The sequence below is a fragment of the Achromobacter sp. UBA2119 genome, assembly GCF_002331005.1.
GTDB lineage: Bacteria > Pseudomonadota > Gammaproteobacteria > Burkholderiales > Burkholderiaceae_B > Achromobacter > Achromobacter animicus.
Window position 1 is genome coordinate 13,452 of sequence record NZ_DCYD01000018.1, and the last position, 19,140, is coordinate 32,591.

Genomic DNA, 19,140 nt, shown 5'->3' on the forward strand with positions numbered 1-19,140 from the left:
GGGCTAGCGGACGTTGGTCGGGTCGGTGACGGACGGCGTCTGCCAGGGAGTGGGCACGCGCGGCCGCTGCGGTTCGTTCGGGTTGAACAGCGGCGTGTTTTCGTCGTCGCCTTCCTGCGCGGCTTCGAATGCCTTGTGCACGTCAGGCGCGGTGATGCGGCGCAGCACGCGCGAGACCAGATCGCGTTGCATGGCCTTGAACAGGGTGTCGATCTGGCCCTGCTTGGCCTGCACGACCTGATCGTCGTACGGCATTTCCCGGTAGATGGACAGCGTCGTGTCCGGGACCAGCGCGCGGCCCTGGGCGTCGATCAGGCGGAACGTGTAGTTGATGCCGAGTTCGTAGGATTCCACACGGCCCTGAGCGTTGAGCGAGACCTCGCGCAGCGTGCGCGAGTCATTGACCTGCTGGAGGATCGCCTGCGCTTCCTTGGGCGTGTCGACCAGCTTGGTGTCGGGCGAGGCCGCGCGCAGCGCGCGGCGCACGTCCGCGCCGAACTGGGTGGTATCGGGGATGCCTACGTACAGGCGTTCGAACGGCATCGGGGTCACGCCGCGCAGCGCGAAACCGCAGGCGGTGAGCAGCATGAACAGCGCCAGGCAGGCGCCGCGCAGCAGCCAGGATTGGCGGGAGAGTTGCGATTGTTGCCCGGCGAAGTACATGCTTGACCTCATCAGCCTACGACGTTGACCAGTTTGCCCGGAACCACGATGACACGCTTGGGCGGACGGCCTTCCAGGAATCGGGCGACCTCTTCCTGGCTGGCGGCCAGTTTTTCGATGTCTTCCTTGGGGGCCTTGGCGGCCACGCGGATGGAACCGCGCAGCTTGCCGTTGACCTGGAGCATCAGTTCGATCTCGTCGGCGACGAGGGCGGCTTCGTCCACGTGCGGCCACGGCGCATCGAGCAGGTCGCCGAGTTCCTTGGCGTAGCCCAGATCCTGCCACAGGTGCCAGGTGACGTGCGGCACGACCGGGTACAGCACGCGCAGCAGGACGCCGACGGTTTCGGCATAGGCTGCGTCGGCCTCGGCGCCTTCCGGCAGCTTGGCGTCGTCGATGGCGTTCAGCATCTTCATGCAGGCGGACACGACGGTGTTGTACTGGATGCGCTGGTAGTCGTAGTCGGCCTGCTTGAGGAGCCCGTAGACCTCGCGGCGCAGATCTTTGACGGCGGCGGGCGCCTGCGTCCAGTCCGTACCTTGGGCCAGGCCGCGAGCGATGGCTTCGCGATGGCCGTAGCTGATGGACCAGAGGCGGCGCAGGAAGCGGTTGGAACCTTCGACGCCGGAGTCGGACCATTCGAGGGTCTGCTCGGGCGGGCTGGCGAACATGACGAACAGGCGGGCCGTGTCGGCGCCCAGCGTGTCGATCAGGGATTGCGGATCGACGCCGTTGTTCTTGGACTTGGACATCGTGCCCACGCCGCCGTAGTGGATGGCCGAGCCGTCCGACTTCAGCTTGGCGCCGATGATGGCGCCGCGATCGTCGTAGACGTTGTCGACGTCTTCAGGCCAGAAATACTCGATGCCGCCCTGGGGCGTCTTGCGCGAGTAGATGTGGTTCAGCACCATGCCCTGGCACAGCAGCTTGGTGAAGGGTTCGTCGAAGTTGAGCAGGCCCATGTCGCGCATGACCTTGGTCCAGAAGCGCGCGTACAGGAGGTGCAGCACGGCGTGCTCGATGCCGCCGATGTACTGGTCCATCGGCATCCAGTAGTCATTGCGCTGGTCGACCATGGCGTTGTCGTTGCCGGGCGAGGTGTAGCGCATGAAGTACCAGGACGAGTCCACGAACGTGTCCATCGTGTCCGTTTCGCGGCGCGCGGGCTTGCCGCACTTGGGGCACGCGCAGGACAGGAAGGCCTCGTTCTTGGCCAGCGGATTGCCGCTGCCATCGGGGATGAGGTCGTCGGGCAGGACCACGGGCAGGTCCTTTTCCGGGACCGGCACCGGGCCGCAGTCTTCGCAGTGGATGATCGGGATCGGGGTGCCCCAGTAGCGCTGGCGCGAAATGCCCCAGTCGCGCAGGCGCCACGTGGTCTGCTTTTCGCCCAGGCCCTTTTCGCCGAGGTCGGCCGCGATGGCGTCCACGGCTTCCTTGTAGGACAGGCCGTCGTACTTGCCGGAATTGATGGTGCGGCCCGATTGCTTGTCGCCGTACCATTCCTGCCAGGCGTCGGTGGAGTAGTCCTTGCCGGGCACGTCCACGACCTGCACGATGGGCAGGTTGTATTTCTTGGCGAAGGCGAAGTCCCGCTCGTCGTGCGACGGCACGCCCATGACGGCGCCGTCGCCGTAGGTCATGAGCACGTAGTTGCCGACCCAGACTTCGACCTGCGCGCCCGTGATGGGGTGCGTGACGAACAGGCCCGTGGGCATGCCTTCTTTTTCACGCGTGGCCATTTCGGCCTCGGTGGTGCCGCCAAGCTTGCATTGTTCGATGAACGCGGCCAGCGGCGCATTGTTGGCCGCCGCGTGCGAGGCCAGCGGGTGTTCGGGCGCCACGGCGCAGAACGTCACGCCCATGATCGTGTCGGCGCGGGTGGTGAAGACGTACAGCTTGCCGTCCTGGATCAGCTGGCCGTCCTGGCCGGCGATCTGGTGCGGGAAGGCAAAGCGCAGGCCTTCGGACTTGCCGATCCAGTTTTCCTGCATCAGGCGCACGCGCTCGGGCCAGCCCGGCAGGTCGTTCTGAACGGCGCCGAGCAGTTCGTCGGCGTAATCGGTGATGCGCAGGTAGTAACCGGGGATCTCGCGCTTTTCGACGAGGGCGCCGGAACGCCAGCCGCGGCCGTCGATGACCTGTTCGTTGGCCAGCACGGTCTGGTCGACCGGATCCCAGTTGACGACCTGGGTCTTGCGGTAGGCCACGCCCTTTTCGAGCATCTTCAGGAACAGCCACTGGTTCCACTTGTAGTACTGCGGATCGCAGGCGCACATTTCGCGCGTCCAATCGATTGCCAGACCCATCGCCTTCATCTGCTTCTTCATGTAGGCGATGTTGTCGTAGGTCCACTTGGCGGGCGGCACCTTGGACTTGATGGCGGCGTTTTCCGCCGGCATGCCGAAGGCGTCCCAGCCCATGGGCATGAGCACGTTGTAGCCGCGCATGCGCAGCTGGCGGGCCATCATGTCGTTGATGGTGTAGTTGCGCACGTGGCCCATGTGCAGCTTGCCGCTGGGATAGGGCAGCATGGAGCAGGCGTAGAACTTGGGCTTTTCGGAGCCGTCGGGGTTCTTGGCGTGTTCGTGGACCAGATAGACGTCGCGGGCCTGCCAGTCTTGTTGGGCGGCCGCTTCGACGGTAGTGGGGAGGTAGCGTTCCTGCATGGGCTCGTGCGCGGTGGCAAAAAAGGGGTGAGCCGCCCCATCGCGCCGGGGCGCGGTGGCGGTCAAAACCCCTGATTATAGGAGGTGCTAGGCGCTGGCAGGGGGCGAGGGCATTTCGGGGATGCGCGCACTGGGCGCAAGCGCGCCATAAGCCAGCGTGAGGGCCGCCAGAACGGCGCCCGCGATCACCACCGCGGGCCAGCCGAAATGGGCGTACAGCCAGGACGAAACCAGCGAACCCGACGCGCCGCCGATGAAGTAGCAGGTGACGTAACCGGCGGTCAGGCGGCTGCGCGCCTCGGGCCGCAGGCGGTAGATGGAGCTGGTGTTGGTGACGTGTACGCCCTGGATCGCCAGATCCTGCACCAGGATGCCGGCCAGCAGAGCAAGCACCGACACCTGCCCGAAGGCCATCAGTCCCCAGGAACCCAGCAGAAGCAGCAGGCCAACGCGGGTGGCGAGGTTGCCCAGACCGCGGTCGGCGAGGCGCCCGAAGCGGTTGGCAGCATAGGCCCCGGCGGCGCCCGCCAAGCCAAACAGGCCGATGGTGGTGTTGCTGTATTCATAGGGCGGGCCAGCCAGAAGGAAGGTCAGCGGCGTCCACAGCATGCTGAAGGCGGCGAACAGCAGCCCGCCGATGAGGGACCGGGCGCGGAACAGGGGTTCCTCGACGAACATGCGCAGGATGGAGCCCAGCAGCTGCGGATAGCTCATTGCCGTGGGGCTCTGGTAGCGAGGCAATACGCGCCACAGGACGGCGGACATGCACAGCATCAGGATGGCGGCGACCCAATACACCGTGCGCCAGCTGCCCACGTCGGCCAGCGCGCCCGCCGCGGTGCGGGCCAGCAGGATGCCCAGCAGCAGCCCGCTCATGACCGTGCCCACGGCCTTGCCGCGCTCGTGGGGCGCCGCCAGCGTGGCCGCGAACGGCACGAGGATCTGGGCGACGACGGACAGCATGCCGGTCAGCGCGGTGCCGATGATGAGCATCGAGATGCTGGTGGAGAAGGCGGAAATCAGCAGGCCGCCCGCCGACAGCAGGTTCATCAGCACGATCAGCGAACGGCGCTCGAACATGTCGCCCAGCGGCACCAGCAGCATCAGCCCCACGGCGTAGCTGAGCTGCGCGGTGGTGACGATCGTGCCGGCCGTTGCGTTCGAAATCGAGAACTGCTGGCCGATGGTGTGCAAGAGGGGCTGCGCGTAATAGTTGCTGGCGACGGCCAGGCCGGTCGCCACCGACATCAGGAGGATGATGGGGGCGGTGAGGGTCGGGGTGGTTTGTTCGGGGGAAGTCACTGATCTGAAGCGCAAGTGGTATTGAAGATGAAGCGGTCGCTACGGGTTACGCACCGACGCTGCCGGGCGTGTCCTGGTCCTGCTTGAGCAGCAGTTTCTTCAGCAGACCGGCCAATTGGCGGCGCTCGGCCGCCGACAGCGGTTCGAGAAACTCATTCAGATCGGCCAGATAGTCCTTGAGCACGACCTTGATGACGCGCAGTCCTTCGGCGGTGAGCGACACGATGACGCCGCGCCGGTCCTCGGGATTGGGGCTGCGCACGAGCAGCCCGGCCTGTTCCAGTCTGTCCAGGCGATTGGTCATGGCGCCGGACGTGAGCAACAGGGCTTCGACAAGCTTTTGCGGATTCATGGCGTGGGGAGCGCCAGTGCGGTAGAGCGTGGCGAGCACGTCGAATTCGCCTTGGTGCAGGTTGTATTGGCGAAAGGTGCGGTTGACGTTGCGGGCCGCGAAGGCATTCAGGCGGAAGAGACGCGCAACGACCGACATGGCGGAGAAGTCTTGCGACGGGCACTCTTTGGCCCACTGCGAAATCACGAGATCGACGAGGTCATTCATGGCGAGTGGCTGTTGTTTTAATGTGAAGTATCTTCACGTAAAGACAAAATTCTAGCAGCGGCTCGGGATCAACGCAAAGCGCGGGCGGCATAACGCAAAGCGCGCGCGAAAAAAGAAAGGCCCGCCTCTTGCGAGGCGGGCCTTTCCGGCTTGACCGGAGACTGCGCGTAATTAAATTACTGCGCGGCGTCCTTCAGCTTCTTGAGCGGGCGAACCTTCACCTTGACCGAAGCCGGCTTGGCGGGGAACCAGCGCTCTTCGCCCGTGAACGGATCCTTGCCGAAGCGCTTGGCCTTGGCGGGAACCTTTTGCACGGCAACCTTGAACAGGCCGGGCAGCGTGAATTCGCCAGCGCCCTTCTTGTCCACGGAACCCAGCACCGAAGTTTCCAGGCTGGCCAGGACGGCCTTGACCGACTTGGCTTCGACGCCCGATTGCTCAACGATGTAGGCGATGAGCTGGGTCTTGTTCATCGCGGCCTTGATGGCCTTGGGGGCGGCAGCGACCTTCTTGGCGGCGACGGCCTTCTTGGCAGCCGGCTTCACGGCGGGCTTGGCGGCAGTCGCCTTCTTTGCGGGCGCCTTGACGGCGGTCTTGGTGACTTTCTTGGCAGGAGCTTTAGCTTTCGTGGCCATGGTCAAAATCCGTATGTTGAGGACATGGAGCAGCGCGTGCCGGATATCGGCATTTGACGCTACGCGCCCGATGATAGCGGAAGAGTGGCGGTAAAAGCGGCTTTCCAACGGGTTTTAAGCCACTGTTTGTTGTTTTCGACGCAGAAAAGTGCTTTCTGCAAGGGGTTTCGCAAGATGTCGTGACATTCGCCGGCGTTTTCGCGGGCCATAGCCGCAGGCCGCGCGCGCGATGGAAAACGCTGCGAAGGCGCGCGGTCAGACGCCGTCGCGAGGCATGCGGATGAACCTATCTGGCGGCGCATGTTCCAATTGCGGGCGGCGCGCGCGGCAGGCAGGCGCGGAAAGTGCCTGGAATCAGGCCTTTCCCTTGCAATCGCGCGCACCCGAAGAAAACCAGAACATGGAAGTGAAGCAGCTATATGTTGATGAAGAAGTTGGCGGCGAGCCTGCTCGTTGCGACCGCTTGTATATCCAGCGCAATGGCGCAATCGATGCCCGCGCCAGCGCTGTCGGCCAAGGCCTGGCTGCTGCTGGATGAAACCAGCGGCCAGGTCATTGCGTCGCACGCGGCCACGACGCGCATCGAGCCGGCGTCCCTGACCAAGATCATGACGGCCTATGTGGTGTTCGAGGCGTTGACCAAGAAAGAACTGACGGCGAACCAGCTCGTCACGATCTCGACGCGGGCCTGGAAGGTGCCGGCGGGAAGTTCAAAGATGTTCCTGGAGCCAAACACCAAGGTGTCGGTGGACGACCTGCTGCGCGGGTTGATGATCCAGTCGGGCAATGACGCGGCCGTCGCGCTGGCCGAGGCCGTGTCGGGCAGCGTCGAAGCCTTTGTCGAACGCATGAACGACACCGCCGCGCGTCTGGGCTTGCACGCTACGCGTTTCGCCAGTCCGCACGGGCTGCCGGATCCGAATACGTATTCCACCGCGAGCGACCTGTCGATCCTGGCCACCCGCTTCATCCGCGATTTTCCTCAGCTCTACAAGACCTACGATTCGGCCAAACAGTTCACCTTCAACAAGATCACGCAGCCCAACCGCAACCGGCTGCTGTGGCTGGATCCCAGCGTTGATGGATTGAAGACCGGACATACGGCATCGGCCGGCTATTGCATCATTGCCTCGGCGCGCCGGCCCAATGGCAGCGATCAGCGGCGGCTGATCACGGTGGTGGTCGGCACTGCGTCTGACAAGCTGCGCACGCAGGAAAGCCGCGAGTTGCTGGAATGGGGCTTCCAGGGGTTCAATACCATCAAGCTCTACGCGAGCGGCCAAACCGTCGCGACGCCGGAGGTCTGGAAGGGCGAGGCGGACAGCATGAAGGTCGGCTTCTCGCGGGACGCGTACGTCACCGTGCCCGCCGGCGCGAAGGTCGAATCGGTCTGGGCGCCGCAGGCGCCGCTGGTTGCGCCGATCGCCGCGCAATCGACGGTGGGCGAACTGCGGGTGACGGTCGACGGCAAGCCCGCCATGCACTTCCCGGTTGTCGCGCTGGAGCCGGTGGCCGAGGCGGGCATTGCCGGCCGCGCGTGGGACTCCATCCGTTTGTGGTGGCGCGGCACGCAGGGATAACGCAACACGATTTCGGAGGTAGGCGATGGCAGTGAGCTTTCCAGGCGGACCGGCCGCGGCGCCGGGCCCTGACGATCCGCTGGCGCTGCTGTCGGCGTGCCACGGACGCATCGCGCGCCAATGCGCCACGCTGGCGCGGCTGGCGGCGCACCTGCCCGCGCATGGCAGCGACGCGGCGGCGCAAACCGCCGCCACCAGTGTGCGCCGGTATTTCGACACCGCCGCAGCCCATCACCACGAAGACGAAGAAGAGGACCTGTTTCCCGCCCTGATCGATTCCATGGCGGGGTCCGACGCGGTGTGCCTGCACGCGCTGGTTGACGGTCTGATGGCTGATCATCGGCATTTGGCCGGACTGTGGGAACCCCTGCGCGAGACGCTGTCCGAGATCGCGGCGGGTCGACCGGCGCAATTGCCGGCGCAGCAGGTCCAGGCCTTCACCGACGCCTACAACGCGCACATCCGGCGCGAAGAGGACGAGCTGCTGCCGATGGCGGCGCGGCTGATTCCTGACGATGCGCTGGCCGCGATCGGCCAGGCCATGAAGGCGCGCCGCGGCGGTGAAGCGGGCTGATCCGCTGATTCCCGCGTTGCGTGGTCAAGGTCGAGCGTTTACCCTAGCCGGACCGGCGTGAACGCCGATGCCCAGGGAACAAGACAGGATGATGCAGGGGGGAATGAACGTCGCGCGCCGGCTTTTCGGCTCGTGGGTGGACGACGTCAACCGGTTGACGCTGCGCGCTGATCTGGCGGCGGGCCTGTTGGGGGCGTTGCTGGTGCTGCCGCAGGGCGTTGCGTTTGCCACGCTGGCGGGCCTGCCGCCGGAATACGGCCTGTATTCGGCCATCGTGCCCTGTATCGTGGCGGCGTTGTTCGGCTCCAGCCGCCATGTGATGTCGGGCCCGACCAACGCGAATTCGCTGGCGCTCTTTGCCGTGCTGGCGCCGCTGGCGGCTGCGGGCAGCCCCGCCTACATCCAGCTTGCGCTTGCCGTGACCGTGCTGGTCGGCGTCATGCAGTGGCTGGTGGGTGTCTTGCGGCTGGGATCGCTGGCGCACTTCATATCACCGTCGGCGTTGTTCGGCTTTACCAGCGGCGCGGCCGTGCTGATCGCGGTGCATGCGTTGAAGGACGCGCTGGGCCTGCCGTCGCCAGAAGCGCACGGCGCGGGGGCGGTGCTGGAAAGCGTCGCCACGCATCTCGGGCAGGTGCATCCGGATGCTTTGCTGGTGACGCTGGTCACCCTGGTCACGGCGTTGCTGGCACGCAGGCTGGACAAGCGCAAACCTTACATGCTGCTGGGCCTGGCCGCGGGGACATTCGCGGCATGGGTTTTCAATACGTGGGTCGTGGCGCCCGCAAGCGCGCCGGTTCCCGTGCTGGGCGCCATCGCGCAGCCGTGGCCGCCGTTTCACGTGCCCAGCGTCGATTGGCGCGCGCTTCCCGATCTGTTGAGCCTGGCGTTCGCCCTGACCATCGTGGCGCTGGCGCAGTCCATTTCCATCGCCAAGGCGGTGGCGACGCGGTCCGGGCAGCGCATCGACGCGAACCGCGAGTTTGTGGGGCAGGGTCTGTCCAACGTCGTCGGCGGGTTCTTTTCCTGTTACCTGTCCTGCGGATCGCTCAATCGGTCCATCCCCAACTTCGAGGCCGGGGCGAAAACGCCGCTGGCGTCCGTGTTTTCCGCGTTGTTGCTGATGCTGCTGGTGGCGGTGTCCGCGCCGTTGCTGGCGTTGATTCCGCATGCCGCGATCTCGGGGTTGCTGTTGCTGGTGGCCTGGACGCTGCTGGACGTGCCGCGCTGGCGGCACCTGCTGCGCACACAGCCTGGCGAATGCGCCATCGCCGGCGCCACGCTGGCCGCGACGATCGCCATCCGCATGGAAGTGGCAATCCTGCTGGGCACGGTGCTGTCGCTGATGGTGTATCTACACCGCACGTCGCGGCCGGCGATGCGCACGATGGGATTTGATTCGCGCGGGCTGGATCGCCGCTTCGTCGTGCTGGAGCATCAGCCGGACGCGTTGCCGGAATGTCCCCAACTGAAGCTGCTGCGCATGGAGGGGTCGGTCTATTTCGGCGCGGCGGCGCACGTGGCGCAGCGGCTGCACGATCTGCGCTCGGCGCCCGGCGCGCCTCGCCATCTGCTGGTCATGGCCAAGAGCATGAATTTCATCGACCTGGCCGGTGCGCAGGTCTGGGACGACGAACTGGCGGCCCGGCGCGCGATGGGCGGCGACCTTTATTTCCACCGGCCTCGGCCAGAGGTCATGGACATGTGGCGCCGCACCGGATTCCTGGAACGGCTGGGCGCCGATCACATCTTTCCGGACAAGGCGACGGCATTGCATGCGATCTACGCGAAGCTGGACCGGAACATTTGCGCGGGATGCACGGCCCGGATTTTCTGGGAATGCCAGCCGGACAGCCCGCAGCGGGATGGGTGATGCGATGGTTGCGGCGGGCTTGTTGACGCAGGCGCCATCGCGGTCCTGACGGTCCGCGGCCCGCGTTGACGTCAGGCGCCTTGCGGCGCCTCGGTGCCCAGATAAGCGGCCTTGACCCGCTCGTCAGCCGCGATGGCGGCGGGAGCGCCTTCGGCCAGCAGGCCGCCGCGCACCAGCACCGCGATGCGATCTGCGTGCTTGAACACGACGTCCAGGCTGTGTTCCGTGAACAGGACGGCAATGCGTTGCGTGTCCGCCAGCTGGCGGGTAAGGCGCATCAGCGCGTGTCGTTCGTTGGTGGCCATGCCGGCCGTGGGCTCGTCCATCAGCAACAGGCGCGGCTGGTGCGCCAACGCCATCGCAAGTTCCACCCGTTTGACGTCGCCATAGGCCAGCGTGCCGCAGGCCTCGTCAGCCTTGTCCGCCATCTGCACTTGCGACAGAAGGGTCCTGGCTTCATCAGCGGCATGGCGAGCGGCGCGCCGCCAAGGGTTGAAGAGCAGCCGGTCGCGGGACAGTAGGGCCGTCTGCACGTTTTCAAGCACGGTCATCGACCGGAATGTGGCCGCGGTCTGGAAGCTGCGGCCCACGCCCAGCCGGCAGATCTTGCCGGCCGACAGGCCAACAAGCTCCTGCCCGTCCAGCCGAACCGAACCCGAATCCGGGCGCAACTGCCCGCCCAGCACGTTGAAGCATGTCGACTTGCCCGCGCCGTTCGGGCCGATCAAGGCCAGCATGTGTCCGGCTTGCAGGTCGAACGACACGTCGGCCAGCGCGTCGATGCCGCCGAAGGATTTGCGCAGGTTGCGCACCTGCAGCAGGGGAGCTGGCGTCGTCATGCGGACCTCCTGCGCAGGCGGGCCGCCGCGCCGGCCAGCCCTTCAGGGAAGGCCATGACCAGCGCCAGGATGGCCAGGCCCAGCACTGCGTGCCAGTATTCGGTGCTGCGCGCCGCAGCATCCTGCAGCCAGGTGTACGACGCCGCGCCAACGAGGGGACCGGCCAGCGTCTGGATGCCGCCCAGCAGCACCATGACCAGCCCGTCCACCGAGCGGCTTACCGCCAGCACGTCGGGCGCGATGCTGCCCTTGGAAAATGCGTAGAGCGATCCGGCAAGGCCCGCCGCGAACGAGGCGGCCACAAATCCGGCCCACTGGATGCGGCGCGTGTCCATGCCCAGCGCTTCGGCGCGCAAGGACGAATCGCGCACGCCGCGCAGCGCAAAGCCCAGCGGGGAAAACGCCAGCCGCCGCAGCCACCAGACCCCGGCCGCGCACAGCACCAGCGACAGGTAATAGAACCACGGTCCTTGCGAGAGCCATGCCGAGGGCCACAAGCCGGTCAGCCCGTTGCTGCCGCCGGTCACGTCATCCCATTGATAGGTGAGCGCCCACAGGATCTGCGCGACGGCCAGCGTCAGCATGGCCAGGTACACGCCGGACAGGCGCACACAGAACCAGCCGAACACCAGCGCGCCAAGGGCTGCGGCGAACGGGCCGAGCAGCAGCGCCGCTTCCATGGGGATGGCGGCCAGTTTCAGCAGCAGCGCGGCGCCGTAGGCGCCCAGCCCGAACCACGCGGCGTGGCCGAACGAGGTCATGCCCGCCAGTCCGGTCAGAAAGTGCAGGCTGGCGGCAAACAGCGCGGCGATCAGGATCTCGGTCATCAGGATGCTGAGATAGGGCCAGTACAGCGTGGCGACGGGCACCAGCGCCAACAGAACCAGCAGCGCGGCGTAGGCCAGACGCAGCCGTGGCCCGGCGGGGGCGATGGGGCGTTCGGGCGGACCGGCGTGCGAGGCCGGCGCGGGCTGCTTGCCCATCAGGCCCCACGGCCGCACGACCAGCACCACGGCCATCACCGCGAATTCAGCCAGCAGCGTGAGCTTGGACAGGTTGAATACCCAGGGGCCGATGGCGACCTGGCCCAGGAACACGAACAGCGCCTTGACCGAACAGATCAGGACGGCCGCCAGGAACGCGCCCGGTATCGATCCGAGCCCGCCCACGACCACCACTACGAAGGCGCTGGCGATGATCTCCAGGTCCAGGCCCAGCGTGGCGGGCACGCGCGGCGCGGCCAGCGCCCCGCCCAGGCCGGCAAGGAAGGCGCCCAGCGTGAAGGCCGACGTGAACAGCCAGGCCTGATTCACGCCCAGGGCCGCGAGCATCGTGCGGTTTTCAGCGGCGGCGCGCAGCAACCGGCCCCAGCGCGTGCGCATGAGCAGCAGCCACAGCAGGCCCAGCACGATGGGACCGGCGGCGATCAGCAGCAGGTCGTATTCGGGGTAGCGCCGGCCCAGGATTTGCACGGCGCCCGACAGGCCCGGTGCGCGGGCGGAGAAGAGGTCTTCGGGGCCCCAGACCGCCAGGGCCACGTCGCCGATGATGAGCACCAGCGCGAAAGTGGCCAGCAACTGGAAGAGCTCGGGGGCGCGGTACAGGCGCTTGAGCACCAGCAGCTCGGCCGCGGCGCCGATCAGGCCGGTGGCCAGCGCCGCCAGCAGCAGCCCGAACCAGTAGCCCGCGCCGCCGCCGAAGTGGCTGGTGAAGGTCCAGGCCAGATACACGCCCAGCATGTAGAACGAGCCGTGCGCGAAGTTGACCACGCGCGTCACGCCAAAGATCAGCGACAGCCCGGCGGCGACCAGAAACAGCGCGCTGGCGTCGGCCAGGCCATTGAGTAGCTGCAGCAGCAGCCCGGATACATTCATCAGCGGGCAGGCGCCGGCCGCATCTTGCGCACCTGCTCGTCAGGCGGTTGCAGGCGGGCGCCGTCGATGTAGGCGAAATCCTTCATGATGCCCTTGCCGTCTTCGACCGCCGTCACGCCCACATAGACGCCCATCGTCGACTGATGGTCGATCTTGCGGTACTGGATGGGGCCATAGGGCGTGTCCACCTTCAGGCCGGCAAAGGCATCGACGAGCTTTTCCGTGTCGACGGAACCGGCGGCCTTCAGGCCCTGCGCAATGGACATCAGCGACGCATAGCCCACCACGGAACCGACCTTGGGCGTCTCGTTGAAGCGTTTTTTATAGGCTTCGACGAAGGTCTTGTTGGCCGGGGTGTCGATGGCGTACCAGGGGTAGCCGGTGACGATCCAGCCGGTGGGCGTGTCGGCGCCCAGCGGTTCCAGGTACTCGGGTTCGCCGGACAAGAGCGACACGACGGGCATGTTTTCAAACAGGCCGCGCGTGTTGCCTTCGCGCACGAAGCGGGTCAGATCGGCGGCGAACAGCACGTTGAAGATGGCGTCGGGCTTGGCGTCGGCCAATGCCTGCACGACCGCGCCGGCATCCACCTTGCCCAGGGGCACAGCCTGTTCGGCGACGAATTCGACGTCGGACTGGAACGACTGCATCATGGCCTTGAACGTGGCCACGGCGGATTGGCCGTATTCGTAATTGGGATAGACGATGGCCCAGCGCTTTTTGCGCAGCGCGAGCGCCTTGGGGGCCAGCGCCGCCACGTGCATCCAGGTGGAGGGACGCAGGCGGTAGGTATAGCGGTTGCCTTCCTGCCAGGTGATCTTGTCGGTCAACGGTTCGGCGGCCAGAAAGAACACCTCTTGCTGCTTGGCGAAGTCGGTCAGTGCGAGACCCGTGTTGGAAAGAAAGCCGCCGAACAGCAGCTCGACTTTTTCGCGCGCCAGCAATTCCTGCGCGGCGCGGACCGAGTCGCCGGGGTTGCCGTTATCGTCGCGCGAGATGACCTCGAGCTTTCTGCCCAGCACGCCGCCCGCGGCGTTGACTTCTTCAAGCGCCAACTGCCAACCCTTCTTGTACGGGCCCAGAAAGGCGGGAATGGCCTTGTAGCTGTTGATCTCGCCGATGCGGATCGGCGGTTCCTTGTCTTTCGCGGCGGCGGGGGCGGCCGGCGCCAGCGCCAGGGCGATGAGAGCGGGCGCAACGGCGCGGCGCAGCAGGGTGAGGCAGGGACGGATCATGGCGGGTTATCGCAGCGTTGAATGAATCGGGCCCCTGCGCGCGCCTGGGGCGCCGCGGGTGCGGCCTAATTGAAACATGGCCTTCAGCGCGGCGGCAAATGATGGTGGAAAACGAATGGCAAGAAAATAACGGCAATAAAAAAGGCCCTGCATGACAGGGCCTTTCTTGCGGGATACCGGCTGAATTACTTCAGCTTGGTTTCCTTGTAGTCGACGTGCTTGCGAGCGACCGGATCAAATTTCTTGATCAGCATCTTCTCGGGCATGTTGCGCTTGTTCTTGGTGGTCGTGTAGAAATGACCCGTGCCGGCGGTCGACTCGAGTTTGATCTTTTCGCGGATACCTTTGGCCATGTCGTGCTCCTAGTATGTAGATTGGCGGGGCGGCCGATTAGGCCAGTTCGCCGCGGGCACGCATGTCGGCCAGCACGGCTTCGATGCCGTTCTTGTCGATCGTGCGGATGGCCTTGGCCGAAACACGCAGGCGAACCCAGCGGTTTTCGCTTTCAACCCAGAACCGGCGCGATTGCAGGTTGGGCAGGAAGCGGCGCTTGGTCTTGTTGTTCGCGTGCGAAACATTGTTGCCCACCATCGGGCCTTTGCCGGTCACTTGGCATACGCGTGCCATGGATGCACCTCTTTAGTGTCGTTCTTGCCGCGCATCGCTTCGGGGGGTAGACGGGGGTTTAGCCGCCGGGCTGTGTGGGCTGCGCTGTGCGCTGCCTTGGCCGGCCACCCAGTCTTAGTGGATGAGGGGGAAAGTGATTTCACCCCAGTGCTTATACCCGCTGCCTGCCACCCGCTTGAATTCAAGCTTTGAATTCACGCTTTGAATTCACAACACGCGGTTGGGGGTCAGAGTGCTGAACTACAAAGCATAGTAGTCCCGCACGGGAAACTTCATGTGAAGACCGCGATTCTAATACGGAATTCTTAAATAAATCAAGCCAAAGGACTAAGTCGTGTGCGAACGCGCCACACGGCCGGCTGTCCAGGACAGGCAGGCGCACGCCGCCAGGGTGGTCGTCAGGGGCAGGGCGGTGTCGGCCTGCCAGGCGCTGACGGCAAAACCCGCCAGGGCGCCGCACGACAATTGAAGCGTCCCCAATAGGGCCGACGCTGCGCCCAGGCGCTTGCCTTGGTCGGACAGCGCGAGCGCCGCCGAGTTGGGGTTCACGAAGCCCTGGCTGCCCATGTAGGCGATCAGGCACAGCATCAGCAGCGGCAGCGTCATCAAACCGGCCAGTGTCAGGGCGACGGCGACGAGGCTGGCGCACGCCAGCGTGACCAGCGCACGGCGCTGCAATTGGCGCGGCGTGTGGGTGCGCAGCAGGCGGGCGCTGATCTGCGAGCAGATGATGAGAGACAGCGCGTTGGTGCCGAACAGCAGACCGTAGTACTGCGGCGGCACGCCGTAGAGTTCGATGAAGACGCGGGGCGAACCGATGATGTACGCAAACATACCCGCCTGCCCGAACCCGCCCGCCAGGCTGTGCGACATGAAGCCGCGGTGCGCGAAGAGGCCGCGGTAGTTCTGCAGGATGGTGCTCCAGCGCAGTGGCACCACGCGGTCCGGCGTAAGGGATTCCTTCATGATCATGATGACCGCGGCCATCAACATCGCACCGCCCGCCAGCATCACCCAGAACAGGCTGCGCCACGAGGTGATGGCCAGTAGCTGGCCGCCGATCAGCGGCGCGAGGATGGGCGCGAGGCCCATGATGAGCATCAGCAGCGACATCGCGCGCGCGGCTTCATGGGTTTCGTAATGGTCGCGGATGACCGCGCGCGGGATCACGATGCCGGCCGCGCCGCCCATGGCCTGCACGACGCGCCAGCCGGTCAGGGCTTCGACCGAACCCGACAGCGCGCACCCCAGCGAGGCGATCATGAACAGCGTCAGGCCCACCAGCAGCGGCGGCTTGCGGCCGTAGCGGTCCGCCATCGGGCCGTAGAACACCTGCGCCAGCGCCAGGCCGATCAGGTACGCCGCCAGCGTGCGTTCGACATCGCCGCGGGCCACGCCAAGGTTCGCCGCGATCGTGGGGAACGCGGGCAGATACATGTCGATGGCGAACGGGCCGATGGCCGTCAGCGCGCCCATGAGAATGAGCCAACCGGGCAGGCTGCTGCGGGATGTTTGCATTGGGGGCATGTAGATCGCGGTAAAACGCAGGGACAGGGCGCGTGGCAGTGCAGAGGCTGTATTGGCCGCGCCAAGCCGGGGACTTTATCATGGGCGGGCTTACAGGAAGATTGCGGGCATTTTCCGTTAGCGTCCCTGGTGTCCCTATGCATCCGGAGGATAAGCCGTGAATCCTTTGCTATCTGTCGTGGAGCACAAACTTCAGGCCTTGCCTGTTTCCGTTCAGCTTGTGCTGCCCGATGGCGCCGTGCTCGGCCCATCCGACCCGCGCGTGCGGTTCGTGACGCATGACAAGACCGCGTTGGCGCATCTGGCCGAAGGGGCCGTTGGCGTGCTGGGCCAGGACTATGTCGAAGGCCGTATCGATATCGAGGGCAGCATGCGCGATGTGATGGCGGCGGCCGCGGCGCTGCTGCCCGGCTCTCCGATGGACGCGGCGCGCGGCGGCTGGCTGACTGACCTGGTGCGCAAGGTGATGTCGGTGTGGCGCCATTCCATCGAGCGCGACGCCCGGCAGATCGAATTTCACTACGACCTGTCCGACGACTTCTACGCGCTGTGGCTGGATCCGCGCCGCGTGTATTCCTGCGCGTACTTCCGCGAACCGGGCATGACGCTCGCGCAGGCGCAGGAAGCCAAACTGGATCTCATCTGCCGCAAGCTGCGCCTGGCGTCGGGCGAGCGCTTCCTGGATGTGGGGGCGGGGTGGGGCGGGCTGTTGCTGTGGGCGGCCGAACACTATGGCGTGGACGCCACCGGCATCACGCTGTCGCGCAACCAGCATGCGCACGTCAGCCGGCTGATCCAGGAAAAAGGCCTGTCAGACCGCGTGCGCATCGAATTGCTGGACTACCGCAAGCTGGACGCGTCACAACCCTACGACAAGATTGCGTCGGTGGGCATGTTCGAGCACGTAGGTCGCGCGCAACTGGAAAGCTACTTCGCCACGCTGCGCCGCCTGCTCAAGCCGGGCGGGCTCATCATGAACCACGGCATCACCGCCGCCGGCGTGGATAACGCGGAACTCGGCAACGGCATGGGCGAGTTCATCGAGAAGTACATCTTCCCGGGCGGCGAGCTGACGCACGTCAGCGTCGTGATGCAGACATTGGCCAACGGCGGCCTGGAAGACCTGGACGTGGAGAACCTGCGTCCGCACTATGCGCGCACGCTGTGGGCGTGGAGCGATCGGCTGGAAGCGCGGTTGCCGGACGCGGCGCGCATTCTGGGCGCGGAACAGGGCGAGCGCTCACTGCGCGCCTACCGGCTGTATCTGGCCGGTTGCGCGATGGCCTTCGAGCATGGGTGGATCGCGCTGCATCAGATTCTTGCGCAGCATCCCGCGACGGGGCGCGCGGATGAACTGGATCTTCCCGCCGATCTGTCGTATCCGTGGCGGCGGGACTATATGTACGCCACGCGATCCGAGTAATGGTTGCGGAAGATTGGTTCCACATGGCCGCGTGGAATATTCCATTCCTGAATGGGCCAATAGATGGTTCTTCGCCGGTTTTGGAACCGGTTGAACGTATAAATACGCGCGGAATGTTAACTAGATGTATCTGACCTTGCGATTGTGATTTGCCTAGGAGGAAATCGCGTTTTTCCCCTGAAACACTCGGGTTATCCCTTAATGAAAATCGGATGAATGTATCTGTTTCATTCACCCTCGGGGTTGGTCTGCATCTCAATTTCGTTTAAGATGCCGCCTTCTTCGTTCAGTTTGTTCTCTTTCTCTGAGTTCTCAAAAACCCGTTTTTGAAGCTCCCTGTCTTGCAAGACGCCGCGTCCCTCGCGGGCCGTCTTGTTGCTAGTGTCGGTTTGTATTGGCGGTTCTGCCCGTCTTCCGCACAACCCCCTTAGCTCCACGGTGCCTCCCGGGCTTGTTCCCGGCGTGCGTGCCTGAACCTATGGAGGCAAAAGCCAATGCGTTTTACCCCTGTCAAGACCCTGGCCGCCGCGGCCGTTATGTTTGCGTTTGCCGGTGCGGCCCAAGCCGCCGACGCCCCGCAATGCGAGCTCAAGCGCCCGGTGACCTTCGGCGGCATGAATTGGGAATCCAATCTGGTCCTGGTTGACGTCGAACGATTCATCATGGAAAAGGGCTACGGTTGCAAGACCGAAACCCTGCCCACCGAGACCCTGCCCGCCCTGGCCGCCCTCGAGCGCGGCGATCTGGACATCAATACCGAAATCTGGCTGAACAGCGTGGCCGACCCCTGGGCCCGCGCCGAGAAGACCGGCAAGGTCAAGCGCATCGGTGACGTGTTCATGGGCGCCGAAGGCTGGTACATCCCCAAGTACACGGCCGAACGCCTGCCCGAACTGAAGTCCGCAGCCGACCTGCCCAAGTTCAAGGATGAATTCAAGGATCCGGAAGAGCCCAACAAGGGCCGTTTCTACGGCTGCCCGGCAGGCTGGGGTTGCGAAATCACCAGCAACAACCTGTTCCATGCCCTGAAGCTTGACGACTCCTACACGCTGTACTCGCCCGGCACGGGCGCGGCGCAGAAGGCGGCCCTGATGTCGGCCTACAAGCGCAAGCAGAACGTTGTCTTCTACTACTGGTCCCCCACGCCGCTGGTCGGCGCGATGGATCTGGTCAAGCTGGATCTGCCGCCCTACGACGCCGAAAAGCACAAGTGCCTGACGTCGCCCAAGTGCGCCAAGCCTGAGCCCAGCGCCTATCCCGACAATCCCGTCTTCACCGCGGTGAACACCAAGTTCTCCGAAGATGCGCCCAAGCTGACCGAATTCCTGTCCAAGGTCTCGGTGCCGCTGCCGGTCATCAACGAAACCCTGGCCCACATGGAAGAGTCCGGCGATGAATCGAACGCCGTGGCCAAGTGGTTCCTGAAGAACAAACCCGACGTCTGGACCAAGTGGGTCCCCGCCGACGTCGCCGGGCGCGTCCAAAGCGCGCTGTAAAGCACTGTGATCCTGGCTGCGCGCCGCGGTGGCGCGTACCGGCCCCCGATGGGACCGGACCTCTTTGCCGGGATGGCCGCCGGCCGGACGCAAGCGTCCGGCCCGGCAAGCGTGCTTGTGCCGCCACCCGCGGTGGCAGTGATACCGGTGCAGGGCACCGATGCGGATGTGATCTGCGCGATCCATCATCCGTCCAGGTGCCAGGCACCCGTCTCAGTCTCGTCGTTTTCCGCTGCGCCGGCGCGCCCGGTGGCGACACGGGCG

Annotated in this window: 17 protein-coding genes; 6 read left to right on the plus strand and 11 right to left on the minus strand. The window is 65.2% G+C overall.

Annotation, left to right across the window (positions count from 1 at the left end):
* Positions 1–3: 3 nt before the first annotated feature.
* The 5 genes from lptE to B3098_RS20895 all read right to left on the minus strand — a co-directional run bounded on the left by lptE (position 4) and on the right by B3098_RS20895 (position 5,828).
* Positions 4–663, minus strand: a complete 660-nt coding sequence (lptE, locus tag B3098_RS20875) for an LPS assembly lipoprotein LptE (protein ID WP_175125200.1) — start codon at positions 661–663, stop codon at positions 4–6.
* An 11-nt stretch (positions 664–674) separates the two neighbouring features.
* The gene (leuS, locus tag B3098_RS20880) at positions 675–3,332 is read right to left on the minus strand and encodes a leucine--tRNA ligase (RefSeq protein WP_286898751.1); all 2,658 of its coding nucleotides are present in this window, start codon (positions 3,330–3,332) and stop codon (positions 675–677) included.
* Positions 3,333–3,419: 87 nt separating this feature from the next.
* Positions 3,420–4,580 carry an MFS transporter gene (locus tag B3098_RS20885; protein WP_279975252.1) on the minus strand — a complete coding sequence of 387 codons (1,161 nt, stop codon included), beginning with the start codon at positions 4,578–4,580 and terminating at the stop codon, positions 3,420–3,422.
* 100 nt (positions 4,581–4,680) lie between these two features.
* Positions 4,681–5,193: a MarR family winged helix-turn-helix transcriptional regulator gene (locus B3098_RS20890; RefSeq protein WP_175125202.1), complete on the minus strand. Its 513-nt coding sequence runs from the start codon at positions 5,191–5,193 to the stop codon at positions 4,681–4,683.
* A 176-nt stretch (positions 5,194–5,369) separates the two neighbouring features.
* Positions 5,370–5,828 (minus strand): HU family DNA-binding protein, encoded by a 459-nt coding sequence (locus tag B3098_RS20895; RefSeq protein WP_063954526.1) that lies wholly within the window; start codon positions 5,826–5,828, stop codon positions 5,370–5,372.
* 280 nt (positions 5,829–6,108) lie between these two features.
* Here B3098_RS20895 and B3098_RS20900 point away from each other — a divergent pair, with 280 nt between their 5' ends.
* From B3098_RS20900 to B3098_RS20915, 4 genes are all read left to right on the plus strand, one after another.
* Complete coding sequence (locus tag B3098_RS20900) at positions 6,109–6,366, plus strand: hypothetical protein (RefSeq protein ID WP_286899301.1); 258 nt, start codon at positions 6,109–6,111, stop codon at positions 6,364–6,366.
* The gene (locus tag B3098_RS20905; RefSeq protein WP_286898753.1) at positions 6,248–7,408 is read left to right on the plus strand and encodes a D-alanyl-D-alanine carboxypeptidase family protein; all 1,161 of its coding nucleotides are present in this window, start codon (positions 6,248–6,250) and stop codon (positions 7,406–7,408) included. The genes B3098_RS20900 and B3098_RS20905 overlap by 119 nt, the downstream gene beginning before the upstream one ends.
* Positions 7,409–7,433: 25 nt before the next feature.
* On the plus strand, positions 7,434–7,982 hold the full coding sequence (locus B3098_RS20910) for a hemerythrin domain-containing protein (RefSeq protein ID WP_279975236.1): 549 nt from the start codon (positions 7,434–7,436) through the stop codon (positions 7,980–7,982).
* Positions 7,983–8,085: 103 nt separating this feature from the next.
* Positions 8,086–9,855 (plus strand): SulP family inorganic anion transporter, encoded by a 1,770-nt coding sequence (locus B3098_RS20915; RefSeq protein ID WP_286898756.1) that lies wholly within the window; start codon positions 8,086–8,088, stop codon positions 9,853–9,855.
* Between the two features lie 71 nt (positions 9,856–9,926).
* Here the strand turns inward: B3098_RS20915 and B3098_RS20920 are convergent, their stop codons facing one another.
* The 6 genes from B3098_RS20920 to B3098_RS20945 all read right to left on the minus strand — a co-directional run bounded on the left by B3098_RS20920 (position 9,927) and on the right by B3098_RS20945 (position 15,957).
* Positions 9,927–10,694 carry an ABC transporter ATP-binding protein gene (locus tag B3098_RS20920; RefSeq protein WP_279975232.1) on the minus strand — a complete coding sequence of 256 codons (768 nt, stop codon included), beginning with the start codon at positions 10,692–10,694 and terminating at the stop codon, positions 9,927–9,929.
* On the minus strand, positions 10,691–12,568 hold the full coding sequence (locus B3098_RS20925) for an ABC transporter permease (RefSeq protein WP_286898757.1): 1,878 nt from the start codon (positions 12,566–12,568) through the stop codon (positions 10,691–10,693). The genes B3098_RS20920 and B3098_RS20925 overlap by 4 nt, the downstream gene beginning before the upstream one ends.
* Positions 12,568–13,803: an ABC transporter substrate-binding protein gene (locus tag B3098_RS20930; RefSeq protein ID WP_175139356.1), complete on the minus strand. Its 1,236-nt coding sequence runs from the start codon at positions 13,801–13,803 to the stop codon at positions 12,568–12,570. Before B3098_RS20930 ends, B3098_RS20925 begins: the two co-directional genes overlap by 1 nt.
* A gap of 185 nt (positions 13,804–13,988) precedes the next feature.
* Positions 13,989–14,156 (minus strand): 50S ribosomal protein L33, encoded by a 168-nt coding sequence (gene rpmG / locus B3098_RS20935; protein ID WP_003810296.1) that lies wholly within the window; start codon positions 14,154–14,156, stop codon positions 13,989–13,991.
* Positions 14,157–14,193: 37 nt separating this feature from the next.
* Positions 14,194–14,430: a 50S ribosomal protein L28 gene (gene rpmB / locus B3098_RS20940; RefSeq protein ID WP_076515521.1), complete on the minus strand. Its 237-nt coding sequence runs from the start codon at positions 14,428–14,430 to the stop codon at positions 14,194–14,196.
* A gap of 327 nt (positions 14,431–14,757) precedes the next feature.
* Positions 14,758–15,957: a Bcr/CflA family multidrug efflux MFS transporter gene (locus tag B3098_RS20945; protein ID WP_191578743.1), complete on the minus strand. Its 1,200-nt coding sequence runs from the start codon at positions 15,955–15,957 to the stop codon at positions 14,758–14,760.
* Between the two features lie 157 nt (positions 15,958–16,114).
* On the opposite strand from B3098_RS20945, the gene B3098_RS20950 reads away from it, so the two are divergent.
* On the plus strand, positions 16,115–17,380 hold the full coding sequence (locus tag B3098_RS20950) for a class I SAM-dependent methyltransferase (protein WP_286898760.1): 1,266 nt from the start codon (positions 16,115–16,117) through the stop codon (positions 17,378–17,380).
* Positions 17,381–17,874: 494 nt separating this feature from the next.
* Positions 17,875–18,876 (plus strand): ABC transporter substrate-binding protein, encoded by a 1,002-nt coding sequence (locus B3098_RS20955; RefSeq protein WP_191578745.1) that lies wholly within the window; start codon positions 17,875–17,877, stop codon positions 18,874–18,876.
* Positions 18,877–19,140 lie beyond the last annotated feature (264 nt).

Coding starts and splice junctions, on each gene's coding strand:
- B3098_RS20920 (WP_279975232.1), bottom strand. CDS start 10,694: ATGACGACGCCAGCTCCCCTGCTGCAGGTGCGCAACCTGCGCAAATCC.
- B3098_RS20885 (WP_279975252.1), bottom strand. CDS start 4,580: ATGTCGGTGGCGACCGGCCTGGCCGTCGCCAGCAACTATTACGCGCAG.
- B3098_RS20925 (WP_286898757.1), bottom strand. CDS start 12,568: ATGAATGTATCCGGGCTGCTGCTGCAGCTACTCAATGGCCTGGCCGAC.
- rpmB (WP_076515521.1), bottom strand. CDS start 14,430: ATGGCACGCGTATGCCAAGTGACCGGCAAAGGCCCGATGGTGGGCAAC.
- rpmG (WP_003810296.1), bottom strand. CDS start 14,156: ATGGCCAAAGGTATCCGCGAAAAGATCAAACTCGAGTCGACCGCCGGC.
- leuS (WP_286898751.1), bottom strand. CDS start 3,332: ATGCAGGAACGCTACCTCCCCACTACCGTCGAAGCGGCCGCCCAACAA.
- B3098_RS20930 (WP_175139356.1), bottom strand. CDS start 13,803: ATGATCCGTCCCTGCCTCACCCTGCTGCGCCGCGCCGTTGCGCCCGCT.
- B3098_RS20890 (WP_175125202.1), bottom strand. CDS start 5,193: ATGAATGACCTCGTCGATCTCGTGATTTCGCAGTGGGCCAAAGAGTGC.
- B3098_RS20945 (WP_191578743.1), bottom strand. CDS start 15,957: ATGCCCCCAATGCAAACATCCCGCAGCAGCCTGCCCGGTTGGCTCATT.
- B3098_RS20955 (WP_191578745.1), top strand. CDS start 17,875: ATGCGTTTTACCCCTGTCAAGACCCTGGCCGCCGCGGCCGTTATGTTT.
- lptE (WP_175125200.1), bottom strand. CDS start 663: ATGTACTTCGCCGGGCAACAATCGCAACTCTCCCGCCAATCCTGGCTG.
- B3098_RS20905 (WP_286898753.1), top strand. CDS start 6,248: ATGTTGATGAAGAAGTTGGCGGCGAGCCTGCTCGTTGCGACCGCTTGT.
- B3098_RS20910 (WP_279975236.1), top strand. CDS start 7,434: ATGGCAGTGAGCTTTCCAGGCGGACCGGCCGCGGCGCCGGGCCCTGAC.
- B3098_RS20895 (WP_063954526.1), bottom strand. CDS start 5,828: ATGGCCACGAAAGCTAAAGCTCCTGCCAAGAAAGTCACCAAGACCGCC.
- B3098_RS20900 (WP_286899301.1), top strand. CDS start 6,109: ATGAACCTATCTGGCGGCGCATGTTCCAATTGCGGGCGGCGCGCGCGG.
- B3098_RS20915 (WP_286898756.1), top strand. CDS start 8,086: ATGAACGTCGCGCGCCGGCTTTTCGGCTCGTGGGTGGACGACGTCAAC.